The 24,840-nt window shown below is 69.8% G+C and carries 19 protein-coding genes and 1 CRISPR repeat array; of the genes, 7 read left to right on the top strand and 12 right to left on the bottom strand.

Features of this window, described 5'->3' with window-relative positions; translation table 11 throughout:
- Positions 1–62: 62 nt before the first annotated feature.
- The 7 genes from SNR22_RS00900 to SNR22_RS00870 form a co-directional block, all read right to left on the bottom strand.
- Positions 63–2,657, bottom strand: a complete 2,595-nt coding sequence (locus tag SNR22_RS00900; protein WP_320064290.1) for a TIGR03986 family CRISPR-associated RAMP protein — start codon at positions 2,655–2,657, stop codon at positions 63–65.
- Entirely contained in the window at positions 2,654–3,292 is a 639-nt protein-coding gene (gene csx19, locus SNR22_RS00895) for a CRISPR-associated protein Csx19 (RefSeq protein ID WP_320064289.1), read from the bottom strand. Before csx19 ends, SNR22_RS00900 begins: the two co-directional genes overlap by 4 nt.
- Positions 3,289–4,989, bottom strand: a complete 1,701-nt coding sequence (locus SNR22_RS00890) for an RAMP superfamily CRISPR-associated protein (protein ID WP_320064288.1) — start codon at positions 4,987–4,989, stop codon at positions 3,289–3,291. The genes csx19 and SNR22_RS00890 overlap by 4 nt, the downstream gene beginning before the upstream one ends.
- The gene (locus SNR22_RS00885) at positions 4,989–7,418 is read right to left on the bottom strand and encodes an RAMP superfamily CRISPR-associated protein (RefSeq protein ID WP_320064286.1); all 2,430 of its coding nucleotides are present in this window, start codon (positions 7,416–7,418) and stop codon (positions 4,989–4,991) included. The genes SNR22_RS00890 and SNR22_RS00885 overlap by 1 nt, the downstream gene beginning before the upstream one ends.
- On the bottom strand, positions 7,415–9,094 hold the full coding sequence (locus tag SNR22_RS00880; RefSeq protein WP_320064285.1) for a Cas10/Cmr2 second palm domain-containing protein: 1,680 nt from the start codon (positions 9,092–9,094) through the stop codon (positions 7,415–7,417). Before SNR22_RS00880 ends, SNR22_RS00885 begins: the two co-directional genes overlap by 4 nt.
- Positions 9,095–9,142: 48 nt before the next feature.
- A complete protein-coding gene (locus SNR22_RS00875; protein WP_320064284.1) occupies positions 9,143–11,314 on the bottom strand; it encodes a hypothetical protein in 2,172 nt (723 codons plus the stop codon).
- A gap of 135 nt (positions 11,315–11,449) precedes the next feature.
- The gene (locus SNR22_RS00870; protein ID WP_320064282.1) at positions 11,450–11,830 is read right to left on the bottom strand and encodes a hypothetical protein; all 381 of its coding nucleotides are present in this window, start codon (positions 11,828–11,830) and stop codon (positions 11,450–11,452) included.
- A gap of 68 nt (positions 11,831–11,898) precedes the next feature.
- On the opposite strand from SNR22_RS00870, the gene SNR22_RS00865 reads away from it, so the two are divergent.
- Positions 11,899–14,358, top strand: a complete 2,460-nt coding sequence (locus tag SNR22_RS00865; protein WP_320064281.1) for a hypothetical protein — start codon at positions 11,899–11,901, stop codon at positions 14,356–14,358.
- 433 nt (positions 14,359–14,791) lie between these two features.
- A CRISPR array of direct repeats spans positions 14,792–15,475; the repeat unit is 30 nt; unit sequence GTCGCTCATCACCCCTGGAGGGATCGCAAC.
- A 25-nt stretch (positions 15,476–15,500) separates the two neighbouring features.
- On the opposite strand, the gene SNR22_RS00860 is transcribed toward SNR22_RS00865, so the two are convergent.
- Complete coding sequence (locus tag SNR22_RS00860; RefSeq protein ID WP_320064279.1) at positions 15,501–17,003, bottom strand: MFS transporter; 1,503 nt, start codon at positions 17,001–17,003, stop codon at positions 15,501–15,503.
- A gap of 164 nt (positions 17,004–17,167) precedes the next feature.
- Here SNR22_RS00860 and SNR22_RS00855 point away from each other — a divergent pair, with 164 nt between their 5' ends.
- A complete protein-coding gene (locus SNR22_RS00855; protein WP_320064277.1) occupies positions 17,168–17,956 on the top strand; it encodes a VOC family protein in 789 nt (262 codons plus the stop codon).
- Here SNR22_RS00855 and SNR22_RS00850 read toward each other — a convergent pair.
- From SNR22_RS00850 to SNR22_RS00835, 4 genes are read right to left on the bottom strand one after another with little or no spacing between them, the layout of a single operon-like run.
- Positions 17,927–19,135 (bottom strand): helix-turn-helix domain-containing protein, encoded by a 1,209-nt coding sequence (locus tag SNR22_RS00850; RefSeq protein ID WP_320064276.1) that lies wholly within the window; start codon positions 19,133–19,135, stop codon positions 17,927–17,929. The two genes, SNR22_RS00855 and SNR22_RS00850, sit on opposite strands and share 30 nt — an antisense overlap.
- On the bottom strand, positions 19,122–19,292 hold the full coding sequence (locus SNR22_RS00845) for a hypothetical protein (RefSeq protein WP_320064275.1): 171 nt from the start codon (positions 19,290–19,292) through the stop codon (positions 19,122–19,124). Before SNR22_RS00845 ends, SNR22_RS00850 begins: the two co-directional genes overlap by 14 nt.
- A 35-nt stretch (positions 19,293–19,327) precedes the next feature.
- The gene (locus tag SNR22_RS00840; protein ID WP_320064273.1) at positions 19,328–19,612 is read right to left on the bottom strand and encodes a hypothetical protein; all 285 of its coding nucleotides are present in this window, start codon (positions 19,610–19,612) and stop codon (positions 19,328–19,330) included.
- Complete coding sequence (locus tag SNR22_RS00835) at positions 19,605–20,057, bottom strand: DivIVA domain-containing protein (RefSeq protein ID WP_320064272.1); 453 nt, start codon at positions 20,055–20,057, stop codon at positions 19,605–19,607. Before SNR22_RS00835 ends, SNR22_RS00840 begins: the two co-directional genes overlap by 8 nt.
- A 187-nt stretch (positions 20,058–20,244) precedes the next feature.
- Between SNR22_RS00835 and SNR22_RS00830 the strand changes: the two genes are divergently transcribed.
- The 5 genes from SNR22_RS00830 (at position 20,245) to SNR22_RS00810 (ending at position 24,535) form a co-directional block, all read left to right on the top strand.
- The gene (locus tag SNR22_RS00830; RefSeq protein ID WP_320064271.1) at positions 20,245–21,033 is read left to right on the top strand and encodes a GntR family transcriptional regulator; all 789 of its coding nucleotides are present in this window, start codon (positions 20,245–20,247) and stop codon (positions 21,031–21,033) included.
- Positions 21,034–21,043: 10 nt separating this feature from the next.
- A complete protein-coding gene (locus tag SNR22_RS00825; protein WP_320064270.1) occupies positions 21,044–21,691 on the top strand; it encodes a 2'-5' RNA ligase family protein in 648 nt (215 codons plus the stop codon).
- Between the two features lie 249 nt (positions 21,692–21,940).
- Positions 21,941–22,168 (top strand): winged helix-turn-helix domain-containing protein, encoded by a 228-nt coding sequence (locus SNR22_RS00820; protein ID WP_320064269.1) that lies wholly within the window; start codon positions 21,941–21,943, stop codon positions 22,166–22,168.
- 1,340 nt (positions 22,169–23,508) lie between these two features.
- On the top strand, positions 23,509–23,877 hold the full coding sequence (locus SNR22_RS00815; RefSeq protein ID WP_320064268.1) for a hypothetical protein: 369 nt from the start codon (positions 23,509–23,511) through the stop codon (positions 23,875–23,877).
- Positions 23,878–24,112: 235 nt separating this feature from the next.
- Positions 24,113–24,535, top strand: coding sequence for a hypothetical protein (locus SNR22_RS00810; protein ID WP_320064266.1), 423 nt, complete (start codon positions 24,113–24,115; stop codon positions 24,533–24,535).
- Positions 24,536–24,840 lie beyond the last annotated feature (305 nt).

The following is a 24,840-nucleotide window of genomic DNA, read 5'->3' as shown; positions in this document are numbered from 1 at the left end:
GGGTCATGGGCATGGCTCTCGCCTGCCTTTGTGGAATCCGCCGGCCGATGCCGGAAGATGAGTCAGGAGGGGCGGCGATTGCCCGACTTCGTGCCGGCTGGTCCGGGTCGCGGCGTCCCGTGTCCCGGGCTGGGCTTGGCAGTGGAGCCTCCGCCCTGTCTGGGCACGGAACGAGGCTCCGCCTTGGGTACGGACCGAGTGTTTGGCTTGGGCCCGGACCGAGCGTCCGGCTTGCGGCCGGGTTGCTTCTTCCCGCTGCCCCGATTGCCGTCGCCGCTATCGTCGTCGGATTTCTTGGGCAGGTACGGCAACCGCTGCTCCGGGTCACGCACATGCGGCAGGGGCCAACCCTCGGCGACCTCGCCCCCCTCGATCCTGTCGTTCTCGACGAACCACTCGTAACTCTCGGCCTGCGGCTCGGGGCTCACTCGCGGGTAGTGCACCGGCTCGGTGACGGGGGCTGCCGCCGTCAGGTACGACTCGGTAGCCTCGTGCAGCACCTCGTTGTTGCGGGCGCGGTCGTGGAACTTTTCGGCCAGCTCGGTCAGTCGTTGCAGGTCGACCGGAGCGGGACGGTTCAGGCTCAGCCAGCCTTCGCGGGTTCCGTCGGCATCCCACAGCCGGGTCCGGTCCGCGTCGAGTCGTGCCGTGACCACGCCGAATCCGTACGGCTTGCCGGCACCGAGGCGCAGTGGCGCAGCCGTGCCACGGGTGAGCAGCCAGAGCAGGGGGCCGAGTTCGGCTTTCCGCACGCCGTCGAGGAACAGCTCGACCTGGAATGTAACCCCGGGTCGCACCCAACTCTCGTGGCGGACGAGCTGCGTAGCGTGCTCTTTCTGATCCTCCGAAGCCAGGTATGCCGGGGCGTCTTTGCCCTTGTCCTCCTTGTCCTTGTCTTGGCCCTCGTGCTTGTCCGGCTGCCAGTACTCGGGTTCCTCCTCGCGCCAGCGGTACATCTTGCGACCGCGCAGCCCCGTGCCGGTGGTGTAACCCTTGCTCTTCGCCGCTCCCCGCTGCATGGGCATCCCGGTTTCCGGATGGGACGCGGCGTAGAAGCGGAACTGGGTGGGCTTGGGGCTGCTTAGCGGCGCGAGGGTGACGCCCTCGGGCGGGAAGGACGCTGGCCTCCAGTCGCCGGTGGTGCAGGTGATCGACCGCACCCGCAGCCGGCCTCGGTATCCGGAGGCGTCGTCGTCGCGTCGCCCCGGCGGCACCCAGCCGAACAGATGGTCCGCCGGGGAGAGCTGCTTTCGACTCTGGGCGGGACGCAAGCTCTCGTGCAACAGCTCACCGGGGGCGGCGTCGAACGGCAACCGGCCGATCATGACCGGGTGAACCTCGGTGATCTTGCGGGCTCTGTCGTCGTACTTGACGTAGACGAGCGTGCCGTCCGGAAGCTTCCGCAGATCCGGGGTGCTGGGAACGTGCAAGGAGCGTTCGATTCCCTCCGCCGTGGCGGGATCGCGGCGGTAGGTGGCGCGGGGATCGTGGTAGCCGTGGGCCAGATCGTAGGCCAGCAACACCGATTCCCAGTACTCTACGTGCTCGTCGGTGAGCGGCACGTCCAGGCCCGGGGTCTCCACGAACAGCCGCTCGTTGCGCTTGCTGTCGATGGAACGTCCGGTGGCGGACAACCATCCCCGCACGATCCGGGGCTGACCGTTGTCGGGCCGGCCCGACAACGCCCGCAGGCTGGCCTGAAGTTCCGCTTCGGTGTGCGCCAGGTGGGTGGCGCGTGGGGCGCGGGAGCCACCCTTGCCCTGTCCGTCCCGTCCGCTCTGCACCACCAGGGCATGGACCTCGTGGCCGTGGTGCCGGGTCAGCGGCCCGTGGGCCAACTCGCCGAGCCGCCGGACGGGCTCTGTGTCCTCCCCGTACGCGGGCACTAGGACGACGTATGGCTTCTGGTTCGTGCTGCGGCTGGGCCTGCCCGACGCGGTGGCACCCCGGCACAGCCGGAATACCGGGGTGCCACCGGCGGGCCGCATGACCCGGGCCGGGGTGAGGCTCTGCGGGGTGTCCGGGGGCACCCGATAGGCGAGCCGCTCGTGGTGTTCGAAAAATACCCCGTATCGGCTGGCGGTGATCGTCTCGTACGCGCTGCGCAACGCACCCTTGAGCGACGCGCCGTGGATCAGCGGCTGGCCATCTGCGTCCACCCGCACGTCGAAGGTTCTGATCTTGTCATCCGGCTGCGTGGCGGCAGGCACGGGCAGCAGCAGCGGCGTGACGGTGGTCAGGGTCAGCGCGAGGCTCCCGCTCCACTGTCCGTCGACGATCCGGGCGTGACTGGCCGGCCCCGCGTCGCCCATGCTGGTACCGGCCAGCCCTGTGCGGGGCGGGGTCGGCACGAACGTGTACGGGTTGACGAACCCACCATTCTCCTGGAGCGTCTTCTCCCGCCTTACGTCTCGCTTGAACACCACCTCGGCCAGCCGGACGGTCCGTGTCCCGCTCTGGATTTGATCGATCGTGACCTTGACCTTGACGCTCTCGCCCTCGTGCATGCCGTCCACATGCTCGGCCAGGGTGGAATCCCACTCCTTTCTGAGAACTCGCGTTGGCTTGGGCTTGTCGACTATGCCTTCGAGGACGTCGCCGCGTTTGGTCAACTCCGCCACCACGGTATTCGTCAGCTTTTTCTTCGGGGTGCTCATGCTGTCGCCCCTTCCTGGCTGGTCGTGACAGCGGTCCGGCCGGGTGCCGTCTCCGAGGTGACGGACCGCAGCCCCACCGTGCGGCTCTCGACCACGTCGAGATTGCCGTGCTCGTCCTTGATGACGTACTCCACGACCTCGACCTCGATCCGGGCACGTTCTGGAAACGTCCCCGGCAGGTGCGCCGGGGCGTGCCGGCGTCGGCTCCTCGACAACGTCGTCCACCCGGCGCGGGAGTGCGGGGTCGCCACCCCGTCCAGCCGCCGCCGAACGGTGCCCTTCGCGCGGCGCGGCGGCGTGGCGCTGGCGGGGTCGCCGTCAGGCAGCCGGGCCGGCTCCTCCCCGAGCGCGACGGCGATGCCCCGGCCGTCCGGCGTGCGCAGCCACCGCAACTCCCGCTCACCGTCGAAGAGCACCATCTCGTACGCCTCGGCGAGCGCGTTACCGGCGGCGTCGACCCTCTCGACGGCACCGTCATCGTGCACCCGCACCCAGCTTGCCGCTGAGGGCGAGAGCGCGTAGCCGATCACCTGCCCGTCGGGCGGGGTGCCGGGGGCGAACCAGGCCACCGCCTCGGCGGCGGTGCATCTGGTGCTCACGGCGTGCAAGGCGGCGCGTTCCAGGGCGGTGCTCACGCTGCGGTCTCCTCGAACAGGGCTTTCCAGGTGCTCATTGCTGCGATCACGTCCTCGGGTGGGTCGGCAAGAATGGTGTCGAGGGTGCGGCCGGCGAGCGACTGCCAGGATCCGTCCAACCCGGCCCCGTCGAACGTCACGTCGGTCACCTCGATCTGGCCTCGACCACGGGTGCCGCCGTAGCCGAGGCTGAGCCACCCGTCGCGCAGGTCCCGCAGGACGAGCAGCAGCAGCGGTAGCGCGGCCGACGCCCCGTCGGAGCGGCCGTGCCGGGTCAACCGGGCGACGTCCACCTCGAGGCGGATCGGCTCCCAGGCCGTCTTGGCGTCGGGATCGAGGACGCTGAACAGCCGGTGATCGCTGGCCCCGCCGGTCCATCGGTCGATGGCGACGTGGTCGCTCACGGTGAAGGCCAAGCCGCGCTTCTTGGAGCCGTTCAGCGTTTCGCGCAGCAGGTTTCGGGTCCGCTCCCGTTCGGTGTTGCGCTCGTCCCGTTCCGGCTTTTGCAGGCCACTCTCCGGCTGCGCCACGGGCGTGGGGTTGGGGCTGATGGTGACGATTTCGTTCCAGGTCTGCGCGCTGATTCGCCCGACGCTGTGGCAATCGGAGAAGTGGAGCACCCCGCGCCAGCCCTTGCGGTCGCCGTCCTCGCCGCGCCCGGCCGGGGCGGAGCCGAAGAGCATGTCGACCCCGAGCGGCGGCTGCCGCAGCACGGCGAGTAGATCCTTGTCGTCTTCCTCCTCGGCGGGGGCCTCGTCGCGGCCTTGCAGCGTGCGGACGATGCGTTCGGCGTGCGACCGGATCACGCCTCGGATCGACGAGCCCGGTAGCAGCAGCCGGACGGTGCCGTCGGCGGCGGTCTCGGTCAGCGGCAGCGTGTCGACCACCGTGCCGCTGACCGAGTCACGGACCAGCAGCGGGCCGATCGGCCGCCAGTCGACGGTGACAACCAGCCGGCCGTCCGACTGGACGCTCGCCTCACCGTGCTCGTCGGGTCCGACCGGGGCCGGGTCCTCGTCCGGCACGACCGGGACCGCCCCGGTCAGCCAGGCGACCAGGCCGGCCGGGTCGGAGAGGTCGACGCGGCGTACCGTCACGTCGCGCAGCTCGACCCGCCCGAAGCCGCGGCCACGACCGGCGCCGACCGTCACCCGGCCCCGGCGCAGGCCCGCGACCATGCCCCGCATGGCCTGCTCGATCAGCGCCGGCCACCCCTCGGAGGAAACCGGATCGGCGGCGGCGGTCGGGGTGTCGGCCACCAGGCGCAGGGCGAACCTGGTGCCGGCCGGTAGCACCTGCCGGGTGTAGAGGATGCTCGCGGCGGCGCTGGCCGAAACCCGGTCGATGCCGACCCCGTCGCGGGTAACCGGCGCGACGTCGGGGCCAATCAGGTGCGCGTCGTCGACCCTGATCCACGACGGCGAACCCTCCTGGCTGTGCCGGCCGCCGATGTGCCCGAACAGGGCGTCGATGAGTTCGTTGCCCTCTTCGGCGCGGCGAAACTGTTCGAGACTGGCGATGTAGGCCCGCAGCGCTCCGGCGAGCGAGGTGCCGGGCAGGAAGGGGCGGCCGGTGCCGTCGCGGGCGACCGTCAAGTTGGCCTCGGCGCTGGTGCTGTCCCAACCCCCGACATGGACCGGGCCGAGGCAGACGAGAGTCCCGAGCACCTCGATGCGGGTTCCGATGGACTGGCCCATCAGGGCATCTCCTCCGTGTGTCGCGTACCGGCCTCGGGCTGTGCCGGTGTGCGGGCGAGCGCCCGAAGCGCGTCGGTCATCGACGTCACCACCGCCTCGGTGTGCAGGTAATCCCGCACGGCGGCCTCTCGGCCGGGGGCGAAGACCAGGTGGGACTGGGATTTGTGCAACCCGAGACGCTCCCAGACCAGGTTTCGGTCGCTCACGAGCAGCTTTCTGAGATCGTCCAGAACGTCTTGGCTCCACATCTCCTGGCGGGCCCGGACCGCCCCGGTGCCCTCCAACCAGGACTCGACCATGCGGGTGCCGCCGGGCAGGTACAGCCGCTCCAACTGCGCCCGCAGCGACCCGAGCTGGGCCCGCTTCCCGGTGAGCCGGTCGACCCCCTTGACCAGGTCCTCCGGCGCGAGCCCGGCACTGGCCCGCCGCAACTCCCGCCGCCAGGCGTTGACCTCCAGCGGATGTGCCTGCTCGCCCACCTTCTCCACCGGAATCGATTCCCGCTCGACCGCTTCCCCGCCTGCGGCCTTCCCGGCCGTCGACTCGACAAGGTCGGAGAACTGCACCGGCGGGCGGGCGATGGCCAGCTCCGGCGGGTTGAACCGGAGCCGGCCGAAACCCTCGGCGGTGCGTTCGCCGATGCCCTCGCGTTCCACCTCCGCTAGCCGGACCGGATCGATCTCGCCGGTCACGGTGAAGGTCACCACGCTGCCGGCCCGCAACGCGACCTGACTGAGGCGAGGGCGACCCCATTTGACCGTGAAGCCCTCCCGTCGAATCACCGAGGCCACTGTTTCCGCCGGCACCACCTGGACCGACACGGGGGGCGGCGTAGCCGCCGGGTTCTCCACCTCGGGCGTGGCCAGCGCGGTCGACAGCGCGCGGGCCAGGGCCCTCGGGGACGGGTCGGGGGCCAGCCGCTCGTCGCGCAGCAGCACATCGGAGACGCACCAGACCCGCAGCGTCCCCGCCGTGAGGGCCGGTGGCGTTGGCCTCGGCGGCAGGTCGATCACCTTGACCACCTTGACCAGGCCGTAGTCGTCCTTGCGGGAGCGGCCGAACCGGAGCTCTTCACCCTCCTTCAGTCGGAGCGGCGCCTCGGCGGGCAGCACGATGTCGCTGCACAGCAACGTGCCGGCGGCGATGCCGACATAGGTGTAGACCCCGCCGCTGGCCACGGTCGGCCGGCGGGCGTCGTCGTCGACCACCGCGTGCGTGTTGGCGGTCATGGCTGGGCTGACCGGACGCCACTGGGGGCCATCGGCGACGATCCAGCCGGACATCGACTTGGCCCGTGCGTCCGACTCGGGCTTGCCGTCGAGGGAGTTGTAGACCGTCGCGCCTCGCCCCTTGTCGCCCCGCTGCCACACCGCCGGCACCGGGTAGGCCGGGACAACCGACGCCGGATCGTCTCGGTCGATCACGGCCGGCACTGCGTCGCCCACCCGCAGGTCGTTCAGACCGATCTGGCCACGACCGTCGCCGTCACCGGAGCCCGCGACCGCGACGCGGCGCAGGATCGTGCCGAGTAGCGCCGTGCCGGGGATGCTGGTGTGACTGGTGATGACGTTGCCCAGCACTTTCTCGGCGGCCACGACCGGGGTGAGGACCTGCAGCGCGACGCGGACCACGCGCCGCCCCGAGGCCGGCATCCGCTCGTACGGGTAGACGGTGACCAGGTCGCGCGCGGGCGGCGGGGCAGCCGGCGCGGCCGGCACCCCGGCGGCCAGCAGCTCGGCGAGCCGGCGGTCGGTCACCGTCGGATGGCCGTCCACGCCCGTCACCTGCGAGTCGGGCAGCAGGAACGCCAACCGTCCGCTGCCCCGGTTCCGCTTGCCGCCGAGCGCCTCGACCAGCCGGGCACCGGCCCGCAGCAGCAGCTCGGCCGGGGCGGGAAGCGGCCCGGCGTCCTCCGTGACACCCGTGGCGACGCTGACCATCGTGTGCAGCCGCAGGCCCCGGATGGCCCGTTCCTCCACGCGCAGCAGTTGGTCGGCGGCGGTGCCGGTCGTGTCGTCGATCTGCACCCCGGGGCGCAGCACCACAGCCGCCTGCGCCAGCGCCGGTCGGCTACGGACCCCGGTGCGCATCCAGTCCGGGGCGCGGGCCGGGGTCAGTCGCAACGCCGCCGGCTGCGGTGGCCCGCCCGCCCGAGCGGGGGAGTCGGCGTTGCCGGCCTGGGTGCCGAAGAGCCAGGTGACCCAGGCACGCCACGCCCCCGGCTCGCTGGCGGCCCGGTCGAACGTGTCGGCCACCGTCTCGCAGGCGTCCCGCCACACCCCGACGAGGGTCTTGGCCGGCACGAAGGGCAGCTTGTCGGCGTCCCGGCGGACCTCGGCGTCGACCGTGCCGAGCCGGCCCTGGCCGGTGCCGACGTGCCAGTCGCTGAGGAACTCCAAGGTGACCTCGAAGGTCGTGGGCAGGGTCATGAGGCACCACCGGCAGAGGTAGATCCGCTGCTCGTCGTCGACGGCGCGGAGGAGTCCAGGCGTAGGCCGCGCAGGTGCAGCGCGTCGAAGAGGCGCAGGAACGGGCCGCCCGGGTCGGTGTCGTCCGCCTGGCTCACCCGCCCCTCGTCGCCGCCGTTCGGGGCGGGCTGCATGTCGAGCAGCGCGTGGGCGCGGGCCCGCTCCGCTTCGGGGGCGTGGTCCACGGTCAGCTTCAGTTGGTACTGGTATTCGGCGAGGCTACGGTCGGCGGCCTCGCGCAGGGCGTGCGCCTGCGCGGCCGACAACCACCCCTGCGGGCCCAGCCAGCCACCGATCTCGTCGAGCAGTTCCACGCTGCGGTGGCGCAGCCCGACCGGCAGTTTCTCGGCCTGGCCGATCAGGTACGGCCCGGCATGTCGGGCGACCCGCTGGCTGACGCCGGCCGGCTCGACGTACTCCCGCAGCTCCGGCAGCTCCCGCAGCGTGGACGTGTGCGCCACGTGCACGTCGAACGCCGCCAGGGACTGGCCCTTGTGCCGCAACTGCTTCGCCGAGTCGGTGAGCGCCTCGGCCAGCTTGTATGCGGTGGCGAACGGGTGGTGCAGCTTCACCACGGCGATCCCGGCCGAGGCGGCGAGGCCGGGGTGGCCGGTGGCCTGCGCCGCCACCTTCGACAGCGTCTCCTGCTGCTGCGTGCGAACGGCGTACGCCTCGGCGAAGTGCCGCACGAACCGAACGGCCACCGCCGCGTCGCAGGCCACCGTCACGTCGTCCCCACCCACGACGATCGGCAGCAGCCACCCGGCGTCCTGCTCCGACGACTCGTCGAGGAGCTTGCCGACCGCGTCCCGGACCGCCTCCCAGGTGGCCGTCTCTAGCTCCTCCGACACCTTCCGCTGGTAATGGGCGTGAGTCGCCAGCGACACCGGCCCGCCCCCCTCGACCTCGGCGATGTGGTCGATGAATTCGCGGAACAGGCCGCCGACGCCGTTGCCGTCGGCGTGCACGACCGCCATCCAGCGGTCGTGTCGCAGTTCCTCCAGCTGCGCCGGCACGACCTGGGAGAGCCGTCCGTGACCCGCACTGACCGGCCCTTCGGCGAGCTTGTCGAGCAACCGTTTGCGGGCCCGGTCCCGCGCCTGGGATCGAGCCAGCACGCCGGCTGACGCCGGCACGGGCTCTTCGTCGCCGTACCCTTCCATCCCGGCGGCGGGCCGGCCGCTGTCCCGGCACAGTTCGTGCCAGGGGAACACCCGGTCCCGCACCAGCGGGTCGGGCCGGCCGGCCCGCACAGCGGCGTGCAGCTTGTAGGTTGCCCGGCGGGCCGGCTCGTGTGCGGCGTCGTCGGACGCGTCGAACGACGGGCCGACCACCCCGGTCACCTGGAGCCCCGGCACCTCCCGCAACGCCCGTTCGCTGACCTTCCGGATGATCGCCCTGCCGTCGTCGGCCGCGTCCACCAGCAGCAGCGCCTTGCCGGAAGCCTTGGTGACCACCGTGGCCTCGGGCAGGCCGACGTCGGCGACCGCCTCCGGCACCCACTCGGTGCCGACCTCGTGCACGAGCTGGGATGCGCCGACGACGTGCCGCAGCCGGTTGCTGCCGAAGATGTAGCGCTGGTTGCCGCCCGTCTCGATCAGCACCCAGTGCTTGCGGCCGGTGGCCTCGTTGTCCATGTCCAGGTCCCTGGATCGTCGGGAAAGGGAGAGGGGAAGGTGGGGTCGTCAGTCGTTCGGCGGTGGTGTCCTGCCGGCCAGCGCCGCCAGCTCCGCCCGCCACCCGTGGGGCGTGGCCCGGGATGTCTCGTCCAGCCGGCACGCTGCGCCCGAGGCCCCGCCCGAGGCCGCACCCGACGTCCCGCCCGAGGGCGTGCCGCTGTCGTCGGCGGTCGCGCCGTCGAGCAGCGCCAGCGCTGCGGCGGCGTCCTCGGCGGCCACGTCCACCCCGTGCGACGCGGCCAGGAGAAGCGCCCGCACCACCACCCGCACGGTGCGGACGGTCGCCGCTGCTCCACCGGCCTGCTCCAGCAGCAGTCGCGTGCTGGGGTCGGCCAGCACCGTGCGGGCGTGCCGCAGCGCCGTCCGCGCCGCCTCGGCGCGTGGGCCGCGTTCCCGCTCGGGGGTCGCCAGGGCGAGGTCGGTGGCGATCTGGGCGGCCAGTTCGTGGCCGGCGCGGGCGGCGGCCGACTTGGCCACGAACCCGGCCGTCTCCCGGCGGGCCACCTGTGTGCGGATCGACGCCACCCGTTCCTGCACCGCGAGGGCCTGGCGCAGGTCGCCACGCCGGCCGCTGCCCGCGCGCCAGGCCGCGTAGTGGTGCAGGTGGAACACCTGGGCATCGCCGAGGGAGTCCAGTGAGGCGGCCAGGTCGGCGTCGGCGGCGATGCCGCGAGCCTCCAGGATGGCCGACCACCACGATCGCATCGCCGTCGGTGTGGGGTGCGGCCCGCTGCCCGGAGTCACGCCGTCGTCGGGGTCGGCGGTGGCGTCGAGCAGCGCGACGTTGCCGATCTCCAGCAGGTACGCCGCCGCGCCGGGGTCGAGCCGTCCGGCCCGCCAGGACGCCACGACCTGCTGCTGTGACGCGGTCAACCGTTGCACCGCCGCGACCGGACCGTCCGGCTCCCGGTCACCCCCGGCGGCGGGCGAGCGCCGTACGACCCGGGTGTGGTCCCACACCTCCAGGTACGCGGCGTACCCGCGCAGCAGCAACGCCACCGGATCGTCGTCGTCGAGCGTTTCGGCGCACCGGTCGACGGTGCCGCCGACCAGCTCCCGGGTCCGGGCGCGCAGCTCCGGCCACTCCAGCAGCCACTCGTCGCGGTACCGCACGTAGTTGGCGGCAACGTGGGTCCCCAGCAGGTGCGCGCGACGCCGTAGCACCGCAACGTCGACCAGCTCGCCGGCCTGCGGGACCGGCGGCAGCGGCGGGGGAGACGTACGTTCCCCGGCGGTCGTGCCGCCCAACGTGGCAGCCACGAAGGGAGCGACCACGGCCCCCACCCGAACCATCGCCTCGGCCCGCCGGGAACCGTCGTCGTCCTCGGTCAGCCACACCACCCCACGGCCGGGCCGCCCGATGCCCAGCAGCCGGTGGCACCACGCGGAGGCGATGTCGTCGAGCGCGTCGGCGGTCACCAGCCCGGGGCCGTCGGCGGTGTCGTCGGCCAGCCCGAGGGCCGGCAGGGTGGAGTCCACCAGGTCGAACGAGGTCGGCCGCCACCGGCCGTCGACGGTCTCGCCGTCCGGGCCGTCCACCCCGGCCGGGTGGATCTCCGAGGGAGCGTCGACCCCCTTCACCCGGCCCCGGTCCACCTGCTCCCCCCACCGGGCCGAGAGCGACCGTTGCACCTGGCGGGCCTGGACGGCCGCCACGACAAGCGCCGGCTGCGCCCGGTAGACCTCCAGCACCAGCCCCGCCCAGACCGCCAGCCGCACCTCGGGGTCGCAGTCCACGAGGGCCAACCGGCGCGCGGCGGCGGCCACGGCATCCGTCGCGCCGAGCAGCAGCCGGTTGGCGCCGGCCAGCACCACGGCGGCCTTGGTGTCGGGCCCGTACCTGTTGAGGGTGGCGTTGCTCAGCGCGCCCGGCAGCGCGGCCTGCTGCCGGGACCAGACACCCCGACCCGCCCACACCCAGTCCGCGCCGACGCCGTCCGGGCGACCGGCCGGTGACGCGGCCTCCAGCTCGGAGCGCTCGGCGCGCGACGGGTGTGGGGCGCCACGGCCGATCTCGGCCAGCGAGAGCGCGGTGTAGTCGCAGACCCAGGACCGGCGGAACGGGTCGATGCCGCCGCTCACCCCGAACAGGGGAGCGACCTTGCGGGCCACCCGAAACTCCACGACGTCGACGCGTCGGGCCTCGGCCGCCGGGATCTGGGCAGGGAAGACATGCACGGAACGCACGCTACTGATGCGACCTGAGTAGTTCAACTACAAAAGTAGTCGAAATCAAGACCGTGTCGCCATCGGGTGCCCGGATCCGGCCAGCGCTGACGATCGAACGGATGAGCAAGCCCAGCAAACCCGGCGTCAGACGCCGTCGTCACCCGCCGGACGGGCAAGTGACCGACATCCGACAACGACACCGGCCGCGTCCCGCACCGTGTCGTGCGGATACACCAGGTCATCGCGCTCCGGCAGGGCCTCCGCCACCGCCCGCGCGACGATCAACAACACGCCCGGCCTGCGCTCCGGAACCCCGGTGACCAGGGGCGACGCGGCGGTGCGCTTGAGCGGCACCACGAGCCGACCGACCCGCACCGTCCCGTCCGCACGATCCGGCCGCAGCACCACCCGCGCCGGCGGCCCGGCCGGCGGCACCTCCACCATCGCGGCGTCACCCACCAGGCGTACGACGTGCGGAGTCAGGTTGATCAGCTCGGTTGCGGCGCTCGGGTCCTCGGTAGACATGCCGTCAGCGTAGATACGCCATGACGTGGAGTGACGCGGGCGAGGCGCGGTAGTCCACAATGGCGGCCATGCGTCTGCTCGTACATATCGCCGGGGAGGCGGACCTCCTCCTGTCGTCTCAGAACGGGTCGTCGATTGACCTCCGCGTTGAACGAATCCGGGAGCGGTGCCGCCAGCTCAACGCCGCCACCGCCGACCCCGAGGGGCTGATCGGCATGCTCCGCGAGGGGGTATGGGCAGATCAATACCTCGGCACCCAGCCGCCAAGCCCTCTGCTGAAGGCGCTCACCGCCGTCTCCCCAGGACCGGATCTCGACGTGCTCCTGATCGGCACCGAACGGAATCCTTCCCATCCCCTGGACACGATGCTGACAGCGCGGGCCCTCGCCAATGCGCTCAAGGCTCGCCTTGGCAAGGACGGGGAGACAATTGTACGGACGGCTGAGCCGATCATCGTTGAGGGGCAGAACGAAAAGAATGTCGTCCCAGAACTCGTCTGTCACCTTGCCGGCGCCCCGAACTACCAAGAGGCATATGTGACGTGGGGCGCAGGGGCAACTGCGCTGGCCATGTGCGCGCTCACCGCGCTCTCCGAGGCCAGAATCCCGTGGCGTCTCGCGCTCACTCCCCCCAGTGGGGAAGGCCAGGTCATCGACCCGCTGGAGCAACTCGAAACCGACCCGGTCATCGGAGTCCTCGTGCGCTGGCGCATGTTCGGGACCTTGGCCGAACTCGCCGGGACTAACCCGCCACTGGTGCGGCTTACCGCTCGCGGGCTCGAACTGGTGAACCGGGCCGTGGAACGCCATAACAAAGGCTTTCAGGCACATGACGCGGAGTCCCTGCGAGTGCTCCTTGCCGACGCCGTGGTGCGCCGGGACGGCACTGCGAGCCTTGCCGTTCGCCGCTACATCACAAGGAAGTACGATGAGCTGTTCAGTGAGGACAAGGAGGCCCATTCTCATATCAATCGATTGGTGGACGGAGAGCGGGGGGGTGAGGTTGGAAGACAGCTCCGACAAATCGAAAGGGGCCCTGATGATCCGGCCGTCCTAGCTTCGCTCGGGCTGCCTTCTGGTCAATGGCTAAGAACGCGAGAGGTCGGTTCGCTGCTAAGTATCGGTAACGGCAGCCACAACCTGCTGCCACCCGCGCTCGACGATTCCAAAATCATCGGTAGTTACCTTTCCCGTTATGACGTTGACGGAAAGGGGTGGCAGGAAGCGGGTCTCCCCGAACCGCCGATCGCGCCGGCTGACATGGTGCTGACGGTCTGGCTCGCCGGCAACAAGCAGGAAGTTGGGGGCCGTGACGGGAGGCCGATCGAGACGGTAGGGCAGCAGCTCAGCAATCGCCTACCGGCTGGCGTGGTCACCTTCCTGGGCGTGGAAGAGGTCCGGCTTCGGGCGGTCATCTTCGGAGTCGACGGCGATGGGGGAAGTGCCCCTATGGCCGAGGCGGAGGCCGAGATCATTCGTGCCGGCAGGTACGGAAGCACCCCCGATAGCGGGGCTGAGGCATGGGCCGAGTTGATCGGCATTACCGATATTGATCAGTTGGCAGTCGAGCGGGCGATCGAATCCCGGCTCACCCGCGAGACCGGAGCACTGCTGCTCGTTCCCACAGGCCGAAAACAGGTGATGCTCTCTCTTCTCCGCGCTATGCGCCTCATTGGCGCTCGGCACGGTATTCCGCTGTTCGTCCGTGAAAACGCGGAGCCGGAGGAGTCTGGAGAGGCCCACAAAGTCCATCTGTGGCCAGCCCTGACCGGTGGGGACCTGCCTCTTCTCATTGCCGCCGCGCAGGCCATGCGGACCCTGGAACTAGACGTTGCCTGGAGGTTGCTGGATGCCTCGGCGATCGGCGAGGAGATCACGCGTGACGCCCGCCGCCTAGCTGACAGTTTTGCCAGTCGTAAGCCCTTGTGCGATGAGGATAAACCTCAGACCGTCGAAACTCGGCGCGGCTGGACGAAGGGCCGCGTTGTGCAGCGACTGGAATTGGTGGAGGCCGCCCTTGCCTCCACAACAGCGCCAGCCCAATGCATCCGCATGCTCGTCCTCGCGGCCGACTGCGTGGAAGCGTCATTCGCGGCTGCCGCAGCCGCTGTCGGTAAAAATCCGAGAATCGCATACAGCAACTTTTTTCAAAGCGTCTTAGAGGAAAAGTGGCAGCGCGGAGGCCCCCGCGAGGCATGGTCCGCGTTGATCTTCTTCGTGCTACGCAAGGCGCGTAATGGTGCTCCCGTCGCCCATGGTGGTCGGATGGTGGCGGACGAGGTGGTGGCCGAAGCGGCGAAATCTATGGTAGAGCACCGATCTGTCCCGGCGGCCGAGGCCGCTCTGCTGCCACAGGACGCGGCCACCTTGTTGCGCGAAGCGATTTCCGCGGCCGCTCAGCAAGACGGGTTAGGGCAGCCTGACGAGCCAGACAGCCTGCGGCAGTTGCACAGCAAGCTCCTAGAGCAGATCCAGGCTGTCATCGACACACGACGAGTGGTAGGAAGACCCGTCGCAACCAGAGAATGAGGCGCTGAGGTGATCTCAATAAGGGTCGGGGCACCGATCGGGGTGACACGGGCATTGCGTCTATAGCGGACAGCGGGTGGATGTGGGCGTGGAGCCATCGGTAGACGGGTCAACGCGGTGATCCGGTACGCCTGCACCAGCAGCCGCGCCACCATCGTCAGCCACGTCGACCTGATCGAGATGCACTGGGCCAACAGATGTACGAGTGGCGCTCCGTGGCCGCGCTTCCTCCAGCGTAGGGCGTCAGCGGTTGCTGCTGGCCTTTCACCTGGCGGTGCTTTCTCTCGCTCGGTGTGGCTTCCGACCAGCTACCAAGGTTGGCAGGGTTAGTTTCAACTCTCTGACCTGGGCAGATGCACAACCGGCGGTCTGCTGCAAAAATGGTGCCGGCGGGCGCGCTGGCGGTACCTCTGACCTGGGACTTAAGACTCGGGTCGCTCATCACCCCTGGAGGGATCGCAACATGTGGGTGTGCGGCATGATCTGGCCCATGCCGGGCGTCGCTCATCACCCCTGGAGGGATCGCAACACGGTGAGGCCGAGTGCGGCGCGGACGGGGAGGAGTCGCTCATCACCCCTGGAGGGATCGCAACTTGTCTCGGCGTGCGCCGGCGGTCGCCCGCTCGTGTCGCTCATCACCCCTGGAGGGATCGCAACGTCACCGGGTACGGGATGGTGGCGAGGCTGTCCGCTTGTCGCTCATCACCCCTGGAGGGATCGCAACGCCACAGGGGCGTTCTGGATTCGGACGTTGACGATGTCGCTCATCACCCCTGGAGGGATCGCAACAGCACCCGGCGCAGCACGGCGCTGTGCCTGGCCTCGAGTCGCTCATCACCCCTGGAGGGATCGCAACGGTGGCGAACGCCAGGGCGATCAGCTGGCCGAGCAGGTCGCTCATCACCCCTGGAGGGATCGCAACAGCCAGACGACGGCGGTGTGTCCGCTGAGGACCTGTCGCTCATCACCCCTGGAGGGATCGCAACGGGTGTGAGCGGTTGCGGGCGGCCCGGATGGCGTTGTGTCGCTCATCACCCCTGGAGGGATCGCAACCGGTGGTCGGCGTCGGGCCGGCGCAGGGCCGTCAGTCGCTCATCACCCCTGGAGGGATCTGGCGGACGGTGCCGAGGTAGGCGGGTCGCTTATCTGGGAGCGCGTGGTGAGGGGATCAGCCACCAGGCGAGGGCCCCGGCGGCGAGGGTGAACCCGGCGGCGACCAGCGAGGCGGTCTGCATGGCGGTCAGGAACGCGTCCTTTGCGGCCTGGGCAGGTGCGCTGCCCGGTTCGAGGACGGCGAGGGCGGACCCGAGGGAGTCCTCGGCCCGGGCCCGCACCTCGTCCGGGAGGGTCTCGGGCAGGACGAGCGTCGAGCGGTAGACGGCGGTGACCAGTGAGCCGAGCACGGCGATGCCGAGCACGACGCCGAGTTCGTTGGCGGTCTCGGTCACCGCCGACACGGAGCCCGCCTTGCGGGGCGGCGCGGCGGAGAGGATCGCGTCACCGGCCAGGGTCATCGACAGTCCGACACCGAGACCGACCGGCGCGAGGCAGAGCGCGAGCCACACGTACGATGCCTGGCCCGCCGCAGGCGCGACGAGCGCCAGCCCCGCGGCGGCGACCACGAGGGCGACGGCGATCGCGCGGCCCCGGCCGAGCCGGGTCACCGCGACGCCGACCAGGGCCACCACGACGATCGACGCGATGGTCGCGGGCAGCTCGGCGATACCCGCCTGTAGCGGGGAGAAGCCGCGGGCGAACTGCAGGTACTGGGAGAAGAAGAAGAGCAGGCCGACCAGCCCGAAGATCGAGACGACGTTGGCGGCCACCGCACCGGAGAAGGCGGGACTGCGGAACAGGTCGACGTCGATCATCGGATTGGGTAGGCGGCGCTGCCGACGCACGAAGAGCGTGCCGGCGATCAGGCCGATCACGACACCCGCCACGATGATCGGGCTGATGCCGGAGGACGCCAGGTGGGTGATGGCGTAGACGATCGGTACGACGGTGAGCATCGACAGCACGGCGGAGAGGCCGTCGAAGCGGCCCGGGTTCGGGTCCTTGGACTCGGGCAGCAGCAGGATGCCGGAGATCACCACGACGACCATGACCGGCAGGTTGATCAGGAAGACCGAGCCCCACCAGAAGTGTTCGAGCAGAAAGCCGCCGATCATCGGCCCGGCGGCGGAACCGGCGCCGAAGGCAGCCGACCAGACGGCGACCGCCCGGGTGCGCTCCGCGTCGTCCGGGAAGATGTTGCGGATCAGCGAGAGCGTCGACGGCATCAGCGTCGCGCCGGCGACGCCGAGCAGCAGCCGGGCCACGATCAGCGACTCCGCGCTGGTGGCGAACGCCGCGAGCAGCGATGCCAACCCGAACAGGACCGAGCCGGCCAGCAGGATGCGCTTGCGGCCGAACCGGTCGGCGAGGTTGCCCATCAGGGCGAGCAGGCCGGCGAGGGCGAGGGAGTAGACGTCGCCGATCCAGATGATCTGCTCGGCGGTCGGCGAGAGGCTCTCGGTCAGCGACGGCACCGCGAGGGCGAGGACCGTGCCGTCGATCGCGAGCAGCAGTACGGCGGCAGCGAGCACGCCGAGGGCGGCCCAACGACGCAACGGCGACAGGGTGGAGGCTGGCGCGGAGGTCATGGGCACCTTCTGATCATGCCTTGGGCCTGACCACCCGCGCGGCAAAGCGGTTCGGGCGAATACTCGGGTGCGGGTAACACGCCCCACTCCTAGGCTCTCCGGTCGAGAGCTGCCGGGGCACCCTGTCGACGGCGGCCGGTCACCGGATCGGGGATGAGTGGGAAATGGCGTACGAACTCTTCGCGGTCTGCTTCGATGCCAGCGAGCCGCTTCGTCTCGCGCGGTTCTGGGCCGGTCTCCTGGGATGGGCGATGGCCGACGATCCGGACGACGACGTCGCGCTCCTACCCAGTGACGACACCGGGTTCCGACTCCGTTTCCTTCCGACGCAGGAGCCGAAGGTCACCCAGAACCGGATGCACTTCGACCTGACGAGCACATCATTGGAGGACCAGCAGCAGACGGTGGCTCGGGCGTTGGGGCTCGGCGGACGGCACATCGACGTAGGGCAGCGCCCCGAGGAGGGGCACGTGGTGCTCGCCGACCCCGAGGGCAATGAGTTCTGCGTCATCGCGCCCGGCAACAACTTCCTCGCCGACTGCGGATTCGTCGGCGCGCTGGCCTGCGACGGCTCGCAGGACGTCGGCTACTTCTGGAGTGAGGCCCTCGGGTGGCCGCTGGTCTGGGACCAGGACCAGGAGACCGCGATCCGCTCGCCGCACGGCGGGCCGAAGATCACCTGGGGCGGCCCACCGCTGGGGCCGAAGGCAGGCAGGGACCGGGTGCGCTTCGACCTCGCCCCGGGTGCCCACGGGAACCCGCAGGCAGCGGTCGACCGTCTGCTCGCCCTCGGGGCGACGCGGATCGACACCGGCGAGGGCGAGGCCGGTCGGGTGGCGATGGCCGATCCCGACGGCAACGACTTCTGCCTGCTGACCACCCGGGTCCGGCCGCCGCGCGGCACCGGCGCGGACCGGGGCGGGTCAGCCCGGCAGGCCGACGGCCGTGGCTAGGCACGCCACGTCGGCCGGGAGCGGTCCGGCGCGCGCCAGTGCGGCGATCAGCGTACGGGCCACCGGCCGTAATCGGATTTCGGCCGGCGCGGTCCGGTCCGCCTCGACCAGCGCGCGTCCCGCCGTGAGTGGGTCACCCACCAGCAGGTGCGCCCGTGCCACATCCAGCAGGTACGACGCCCGGTGCTCGACGGGCAGCCGTCGCCATCCGTCCGAGCCGATCACGTCAGCGTGCCGGATGATCGCCTCGCGACCCTCGCCCAGGTCCACGGCCGTGCTCACCCGGGCCAGCGCCACCGTGACGGGACCGAAGCCGATCCGGTGCGGGTCGTCGTGACCCTCGTTCATCCGTACGGCGATCCGGGTTGCCAGGTCGAGTAGCTCCCGTACGCTGCGCGCTTCCCCGCAACCGGCGGCGGCGCGGGCGGCCTCGACCAGCAGCGCCCCGCGTAGCGGCAGCAGCTCCGGCGTGTCGGCCGACCGGCGGGTCGCGATCCGTTGGGCGGCGGGGACCGTGGCGGCCAGGGCGAGTCGGGCGCGGCCGAGCGCGCGCAGGGCCTGCCCGACGGGCACCGTGGCCGTCGCCGACAGCGGCGCGTCGCCTGCGGCCACGGCCATCGCCCGGTCGGCGGCCAGCCAGCCGAGGTCGGCCTCGCCGAGTTTCACGAGCACCGACGCGGTGAGCCGGTACACCTGCACCAGCAGGCCCGCCGTCCTGTCGCCTCGGCGGTCGTGGTGGGCGCGTTGGGCGTCGCCGAGCAGCTCCGGCAACAGCCGCAGCAGCCCCGGATAGTCGGCGTGCTCGTACGTCAGCCAGGCGTGCCCCACCCGCCCGCCCAGCTCGCCGATCGGCGTCGCCGCCGCCGGGTCGCCCGGCCCGGCCGGCACCGCGTCGTAGCGGGCGAGGGCGGCACGCACCCCGTCGACCCCGGCCGCGACCGACCCGCTGCCCGGTTCGGGCGGGGTGGCCCGGCCGAGCAGCAGCGCCGCGTCGACGCGCAGCGCGGCGGCGACCTCTTGGATGACGGAGACCTTGTCCAGGGTGCGGATGCCGCGCTCGACCTTGTCCACCCAGCTCTTCGACTTGCCGAGCTGGTCGGCGAGCATCTGCTGGGTCATCCCGCGTCGGGCCCGTAGCCGCGCGACACGGCGGCCTATCGGCAGGTTATGGCTGGTCACGCTGCCACCGCCGGTCGGGTCTGGCCCGGGTGGTCTCCTCGACGGGTATCCGGTCAGCCTCGGCCTGCTCCAGCAGCCGTTGCCTCGCCGCTTCCCGTTCGGCGGCCTCGGCCTGCTCACCCCTGCTCTGGGCTTCGCCACGATCCCTACCGTCCATATCTCCCTGCCTTCTGTTGGGCACACGTACCGCCGTCATCGACGGTCTTGATCGGCCGGGCGCTCCTGGACCACCCACATCTCCAACGGTCTGCCGCACCATCCGACGACGCGTTCGGTGATGTCAGCGGTGCTCATGCCGCTAATTTCCTCGTGGGCGTCCGGTAGGTACACGTTCATGTAGCGGGTCAGCGTTCGGATGTTGCACTGGCACAGCTCCTTGAGCTGGCGCTTGCGGGTCAGGCAGGGCCAGGGGTCGCCGCAGACGAGGCAGTTCCAGTCCGGTCTCGACGGGCCATGGATCGCCGGGTAGTCAGTCATCGCCCGGTTCGTCTTCCGGCTGGCGGTGGCAGCCCTGCTGGCGGGGGGAGTAGGGCTGCCACATGGGCGGACGTCGGTACTCACCGCGGGGCCGCTGTGCCCATGGCGCGCGTGGACGCCAGCGCTCCGCGCGTAGCTCCGTCGCGGCGTTCCGGTGGTGGTGCGCCTCGTCGCGAGCGGTGACGATCTCCTGGTACAGGGCGTCCATGTCGGCCTCGACCTGACGCAGAAATTTGCCGACCGCCGCCGGGTCGAGGCCCCGCCGACCGAACCCGGTCAGCGGAAATTCTTGCCACCGGATGTCGGCGGGTGTGAGCAGGTTCCGCCGGGACTGGTAGACCGAGCCGCCGTCGCCGGCCGTGCTGCGGTTTCGGTGATCGCCCGGTTCCGCTGTGGCCCATTCGGGCACTTCGCCCCTGGTTTCATGCGCCTCCGTCACCTCCATACCCCTGCCTCTCTGGCTAGTCCTATAGACCTATAGAGGACTGTAGGCTTAGACCTCTCGGTAAGCAAGACCTCTACAGGAAGTGATCGGTGGGGGCTCGGGGAGCGGGTCTGCGCCATGAGGGCTGGCAGACGTACAGTGGGGTGAAGGTGTTGTCCTGGAGAGGACTACCTGAGTGGGGACGGCGATGACCGACGAATTAGGCGCAAGAGCACCCAAGTACCTCCAGATCGCGGCGGAGTTGCGACGCAGTATCCGTGATGGGGAGCTGAAGGCGGGCGAGCGGCTGCCGGCGGAGACGGCGTTGGCGGGACGCTTCCGAGTGAGTCCGATTACCCTGCGTAACGCTTTGGGTGTGCTTCGCGCCGAAGGTCTGATCGAGTCTCGCCATGGCGTAGGAACCTTCGTCCGCGAGAGCTGGCGGCTGCAACGCCACTCTCGGTATCGCTACGGGCGCGCTCGTAGCGATGAAAAGTTGCTGACAGCCCACCTGCGACACACCATCGTGTTCGCCGGGAGGGCGCAGGTCCGCGGTGAGATCGCTGCCGCGATGGGCGTGCCCGCTGGAACCGAGGTGGTGGCACGACGACGACACCTCCATGACCAGGAGACCGGCAAGCGCGAAGAGGTCGGCGCGAGCTACATCCCGACCGATCTTGCTGGCGGCACGTACCTGGAGGAGCCCAAGGTGGTGCCGAAGGCTCTCTTCCTCTGTATTGAGGAACTTAGCGGCAAGCGCTACGCAACGGCCCGCGATCACTGGTTCTCCCGCCTACCCACGGCAGAGGAAGCCGCCGCGCTGGAGCTGCCTACCGGCGCACCCGTCATGCAGGTCATCCACGTTGCCAGGGCCGATGACGGGACCGTCCTAGAGGTGTCGGAGTCGGTCTGGCCGGCAGACCGAATCGTCGTCATCGACGAGTACCCGGTAGAGGCAGAGTCTGCCCAGCCCGATGCTGCTCCGTCCGAAGTCTGAGGGAGCTTGGATGTCCTTAGTCGACCTTGCCCCGGGCCAGCACGCAGGCGAGGTCCGCAACCACTGGTGGTGGCGTCCAGGGTGGCGCGTGGGGAGGCGCTTCTACGCCTTCCACATCACCTTCGAGGATCAACACCAGCTTTACGACACCGCGACGGCCTATCGAACAGCCCTGGCGGAGATGCCGAGCCTCACCCTGATCCCGGACCGATGGCTGCACCTCACCATGCAGGGCGTCGGCTTCGCCGACGAACTCGCCCAGGACGTTGTTCAGGACGTCGCTGACGAAGCTCGCTCGCTGCTGGCCGCCGTTCCCGCGATCCAGGTCGAGTTTGGACCAGTCGTCGTGGCCGAGGAGGCGATCGTGATGCCAGCCGTGCCCGCCGAGCCAATCCACGAACTGCGCCACCTGACCCGGCAGGCGATCGGGCGAGTCCTGGGCACCGACAAGGTCGGCGAAGACCCGGACCGGTTTCGGCCGCACGTGAGCATCGCGTACACCACTGCCGGCGGGCCTGCCGAGCCGTACGTCGAGGCCACGAGCCGTGCGAACATTCGACCCGCTCGCGTCGCTATCCGGCACCTCGACCTGATCGAGATGCACCGCGACCAGCAGATGTACGAGTGGCGTACCGTGGCCGCCCTTCCCTTACGGTAGGCGGCACCAACGGTAGGAAGTGGTTGTCCTGAGCCTAGATCCACCGATGGATGTTGGATCGTCCCGTACGCTGCGCACGTCCCCGCACGCGGCGGCGGCGCGGGCGGCCTCGACCAGCAGCGCGGGCTCCCGGAGGCAATGGAGCGCTGACGTGGGCCGGGACCGCTTGCGGATCCGGTAAGCCGCAGGTCAGACCGGCCTTCCGCGTTCGGATTCGGTCGCGTCAGGCGTCAGCCAGGGAGAGACTGCATGCCCGTACCAATGTCGTCGCGGCAGATCGCAGACGACCTGACCGCCCGCATCACCGCTCGGGAGTACAAGCCCGGAACCAAGCTGCCGTCGCTGCGGGAGCTGTCCGACCTGTACTCGGTCAGCGTGTCGACCATCCAACGCGCCTTGGAGCTGACTCGTGATCGAGGGCTTACCGTGGGGCGCGCCGGCAGCGGGGTGTACGTCGTGGATGAGCTGCCAGCGTAGGAGGCTGCGCGGATTGGCGCTCGACCTGGTCGGCCAGCTGTTCGGCTTGCCCTGGGTGTCGTTTATGGGCAAAACTGTCCGGTAGGGATAGTTTTGAGGCGTGCTGTTTCCGGGTGTCCTTAATGTTTGGGTCGGAGCGGCACGCCGCTCCGACCCAAACCCCAAACCACTTTTTACCCAATCAGCCGTCGGCTTACCGAGGCATTCTCAACGCGCGGTGGCAACGCCGTCGCCGGCCCCGCCCCGGGACGAGGCGATGAGGACAATCATGACCAGGGTCACGACCAGGGAGTGCCGACACGAACCACGACGGCAGCTTCATGCCGGCATCCGTCCCCAGGGTTACCGGAAGGTGCGAGACGACGGCGGCGATTCCGGTCGCGTCGAGCAGCAGGCTGACCTGCCGGACCCCAGCGACACCCCATCGGCTTGAGCCCGCTTGACCAGCTGCTGGGCGAACTCCCACTCCGCTGGTGTCGGCTGCGGAAACTGAGCAGCGGTCGCCTATCTTTTCCGTCATGACGTGGTCCATTTCCGGACAGGACCAACTCCCGTTCAACGGACCACACCCAGGTCAACCACGAAAATCTGCGCAGTCTCGATCCTAACGTCAGGCTGATAGTGGCTTTCCTCCCGACTCACTCCCGCGCACTCCATTGCTAACAGGCTGCGGCGAGTCCTACCGTCGAACGTGAAGCGATGGTAACCCGCCAATCGCCGTCAAGATCGCTAGCTGGCGGTTCGGAGGAAGGGGTATCGGCCGTTCGGCGTGACAAAGAATCGTCAACTTGACCGGCGCACATCAACCGATTTGCAATTGACGGCGGCGATCAGGAGTTACACGGGTGTAGTTAGCCCGTAAAAAGCAGCCGCCCGGGTGGCTGCCCGGGCGACTGCTGATGACTCCGAGTCAACGTAGTCCGGCTAGGCGTACGAAAATGGAGGCAGGATGAAAATACCCTCACCCCCGGAATGCGTCAACGCTGATGCACAGCAGCCAGCCAGCGGAGATGCTGCCGACCGGTGGCACCGGCGATGGATCGAATGGGCGACGTTGGGTGTCTCGCTGATCCTCGCGTTCGCCGCGCTGATCACGGCGCTCAAGTCCTAGCAGTGAGGCCGGGGGCCCGTGAAGGGCCCCCGGCTACGGCAGGGATTAGGAGAAGTTGGGCAACTCAAAGGTGGCGAAACAGGTCCCCGCCGGGGTCGAGCAGTATCTCAGTGAGCGCAGACTCCGGAGGGGCCTGGGCGGCCAGATCCGCCAGGGTGGGGGCGGTAACGGGCGGCTCAATCTTGCTGACCCACACCCCGGGGGAGTCCCTTACAGCCCTCATCCAGCCGTGATCCTGACTATATGGCGAACGGTCCCGCGCTACCGGCGGCTGGCCTTCTTAACCACAAGCCAGAGCAAGCAGCCGATGAGCACGGCTGACGACACGAAGCAACAAGGATGGGAGAAGACCGCCGACGCCCGGGGCGAGGTGGTGTGGCAGGTCTACGACGCGCTTGGGCGCCGCACGGAGCTGCGGGTCGATTCAGCGACCGGCGCACTGCGGGTCAAGCGGAAGTACGACTCCAAGAAGCAGCGGGAGAAGGCTCGGGCGCCCAGAGTCACCGACCCTGACCTTAGGGGTCACATCGCGAGCATCTACAACAGATCCACGAGGTCGGCAAGGCGTTCGCGTCGGACGACCCGGCCGCCGCGCTGAACGAGATCCTCTGTAGTTGCGGGTCGCCGGGGGTGTAATTCGTATTTGGGAAGCACGGACAGCGGTTACGAATACTACCGCGACGACGACGGGAACACGCGCGTGGTGCCACCCATCTGATCCGCATCGCCGCTCACGCCCTCCGGTCGCCGCCCGCTATGATGATCGTTAGTCGAGCGGCGATCGGAGGTCGTCCTCACTTCCACCCAGCCCTCATCGGCGCTGGAGGTAGCAGTTGTTTGTCCAGAAATGGGACTTCGGTCCTATCGGCAACGCCACCTGGCGACACTTTCCGGAGGCGCGGCAGTCCATCAAAAGACTCGTCTGTGACGAGTTGGACAACGCCATCTACGACGACCGGCAACCCGAGCCCGCCGAGCAGTACGAGTACTTCATCCGCGGAGCCGGGCCGTTGCTGTTCGCCCGGCGGGTCGTGGGCGACCTGGATCCGGACCTGGTGTGGCGGTTCTGCCTGTTCTGCCGCGAGATGCTCGACTACTCCGGCCCGGACCCGTTCGGCATCTCCTACACGTTCCAGATGTACTTCCTCGACGCCGTCGACGATCCCGCCAGCGTCCGTACCCTACGTGGGGTCGATTCCGAACTGGTCGATCTGGTGCACGCCCGCTATCCCGGCACCTGGGCCGAGGACGACTGACGCACTGAGTCGCTCCACCGCCCGCAAGTTAGCGGTCCGGTCTACCGGGTGCAGGAACAGCGCGAGAGGATCAGCCGCATCGTCGACCCGATCTGACCTGGATCGGCGCGCTGACGGCAGGGTGCCCTTGGCATGCGGGTCCGCCGCGCCGCGCCGCTCCTGATCAGTCCGAGGACCGGGGCGGGTCACGCCGGGAGGCCGACGGCCGTGCCCAGGCACGCCACGTCGGCCGGGAGCGGCCCGCCGCGCGCCAGGTCGGTGATCAGCGTACGGGCCACCGGCCGTAACCGGACCTCGGCCGGCGC

The organism is Micromonospora sp. RTGN7, assembly GCF_033804645.1.
Lineage (GTDB): Bacteria > Actinomycetota > Actinomycetes > Mycobacteriales > Micromonosporaceae > Micromonospora.
This window is presented reverse-complemented; position numbering and strand designations above follow the sequence as displayed.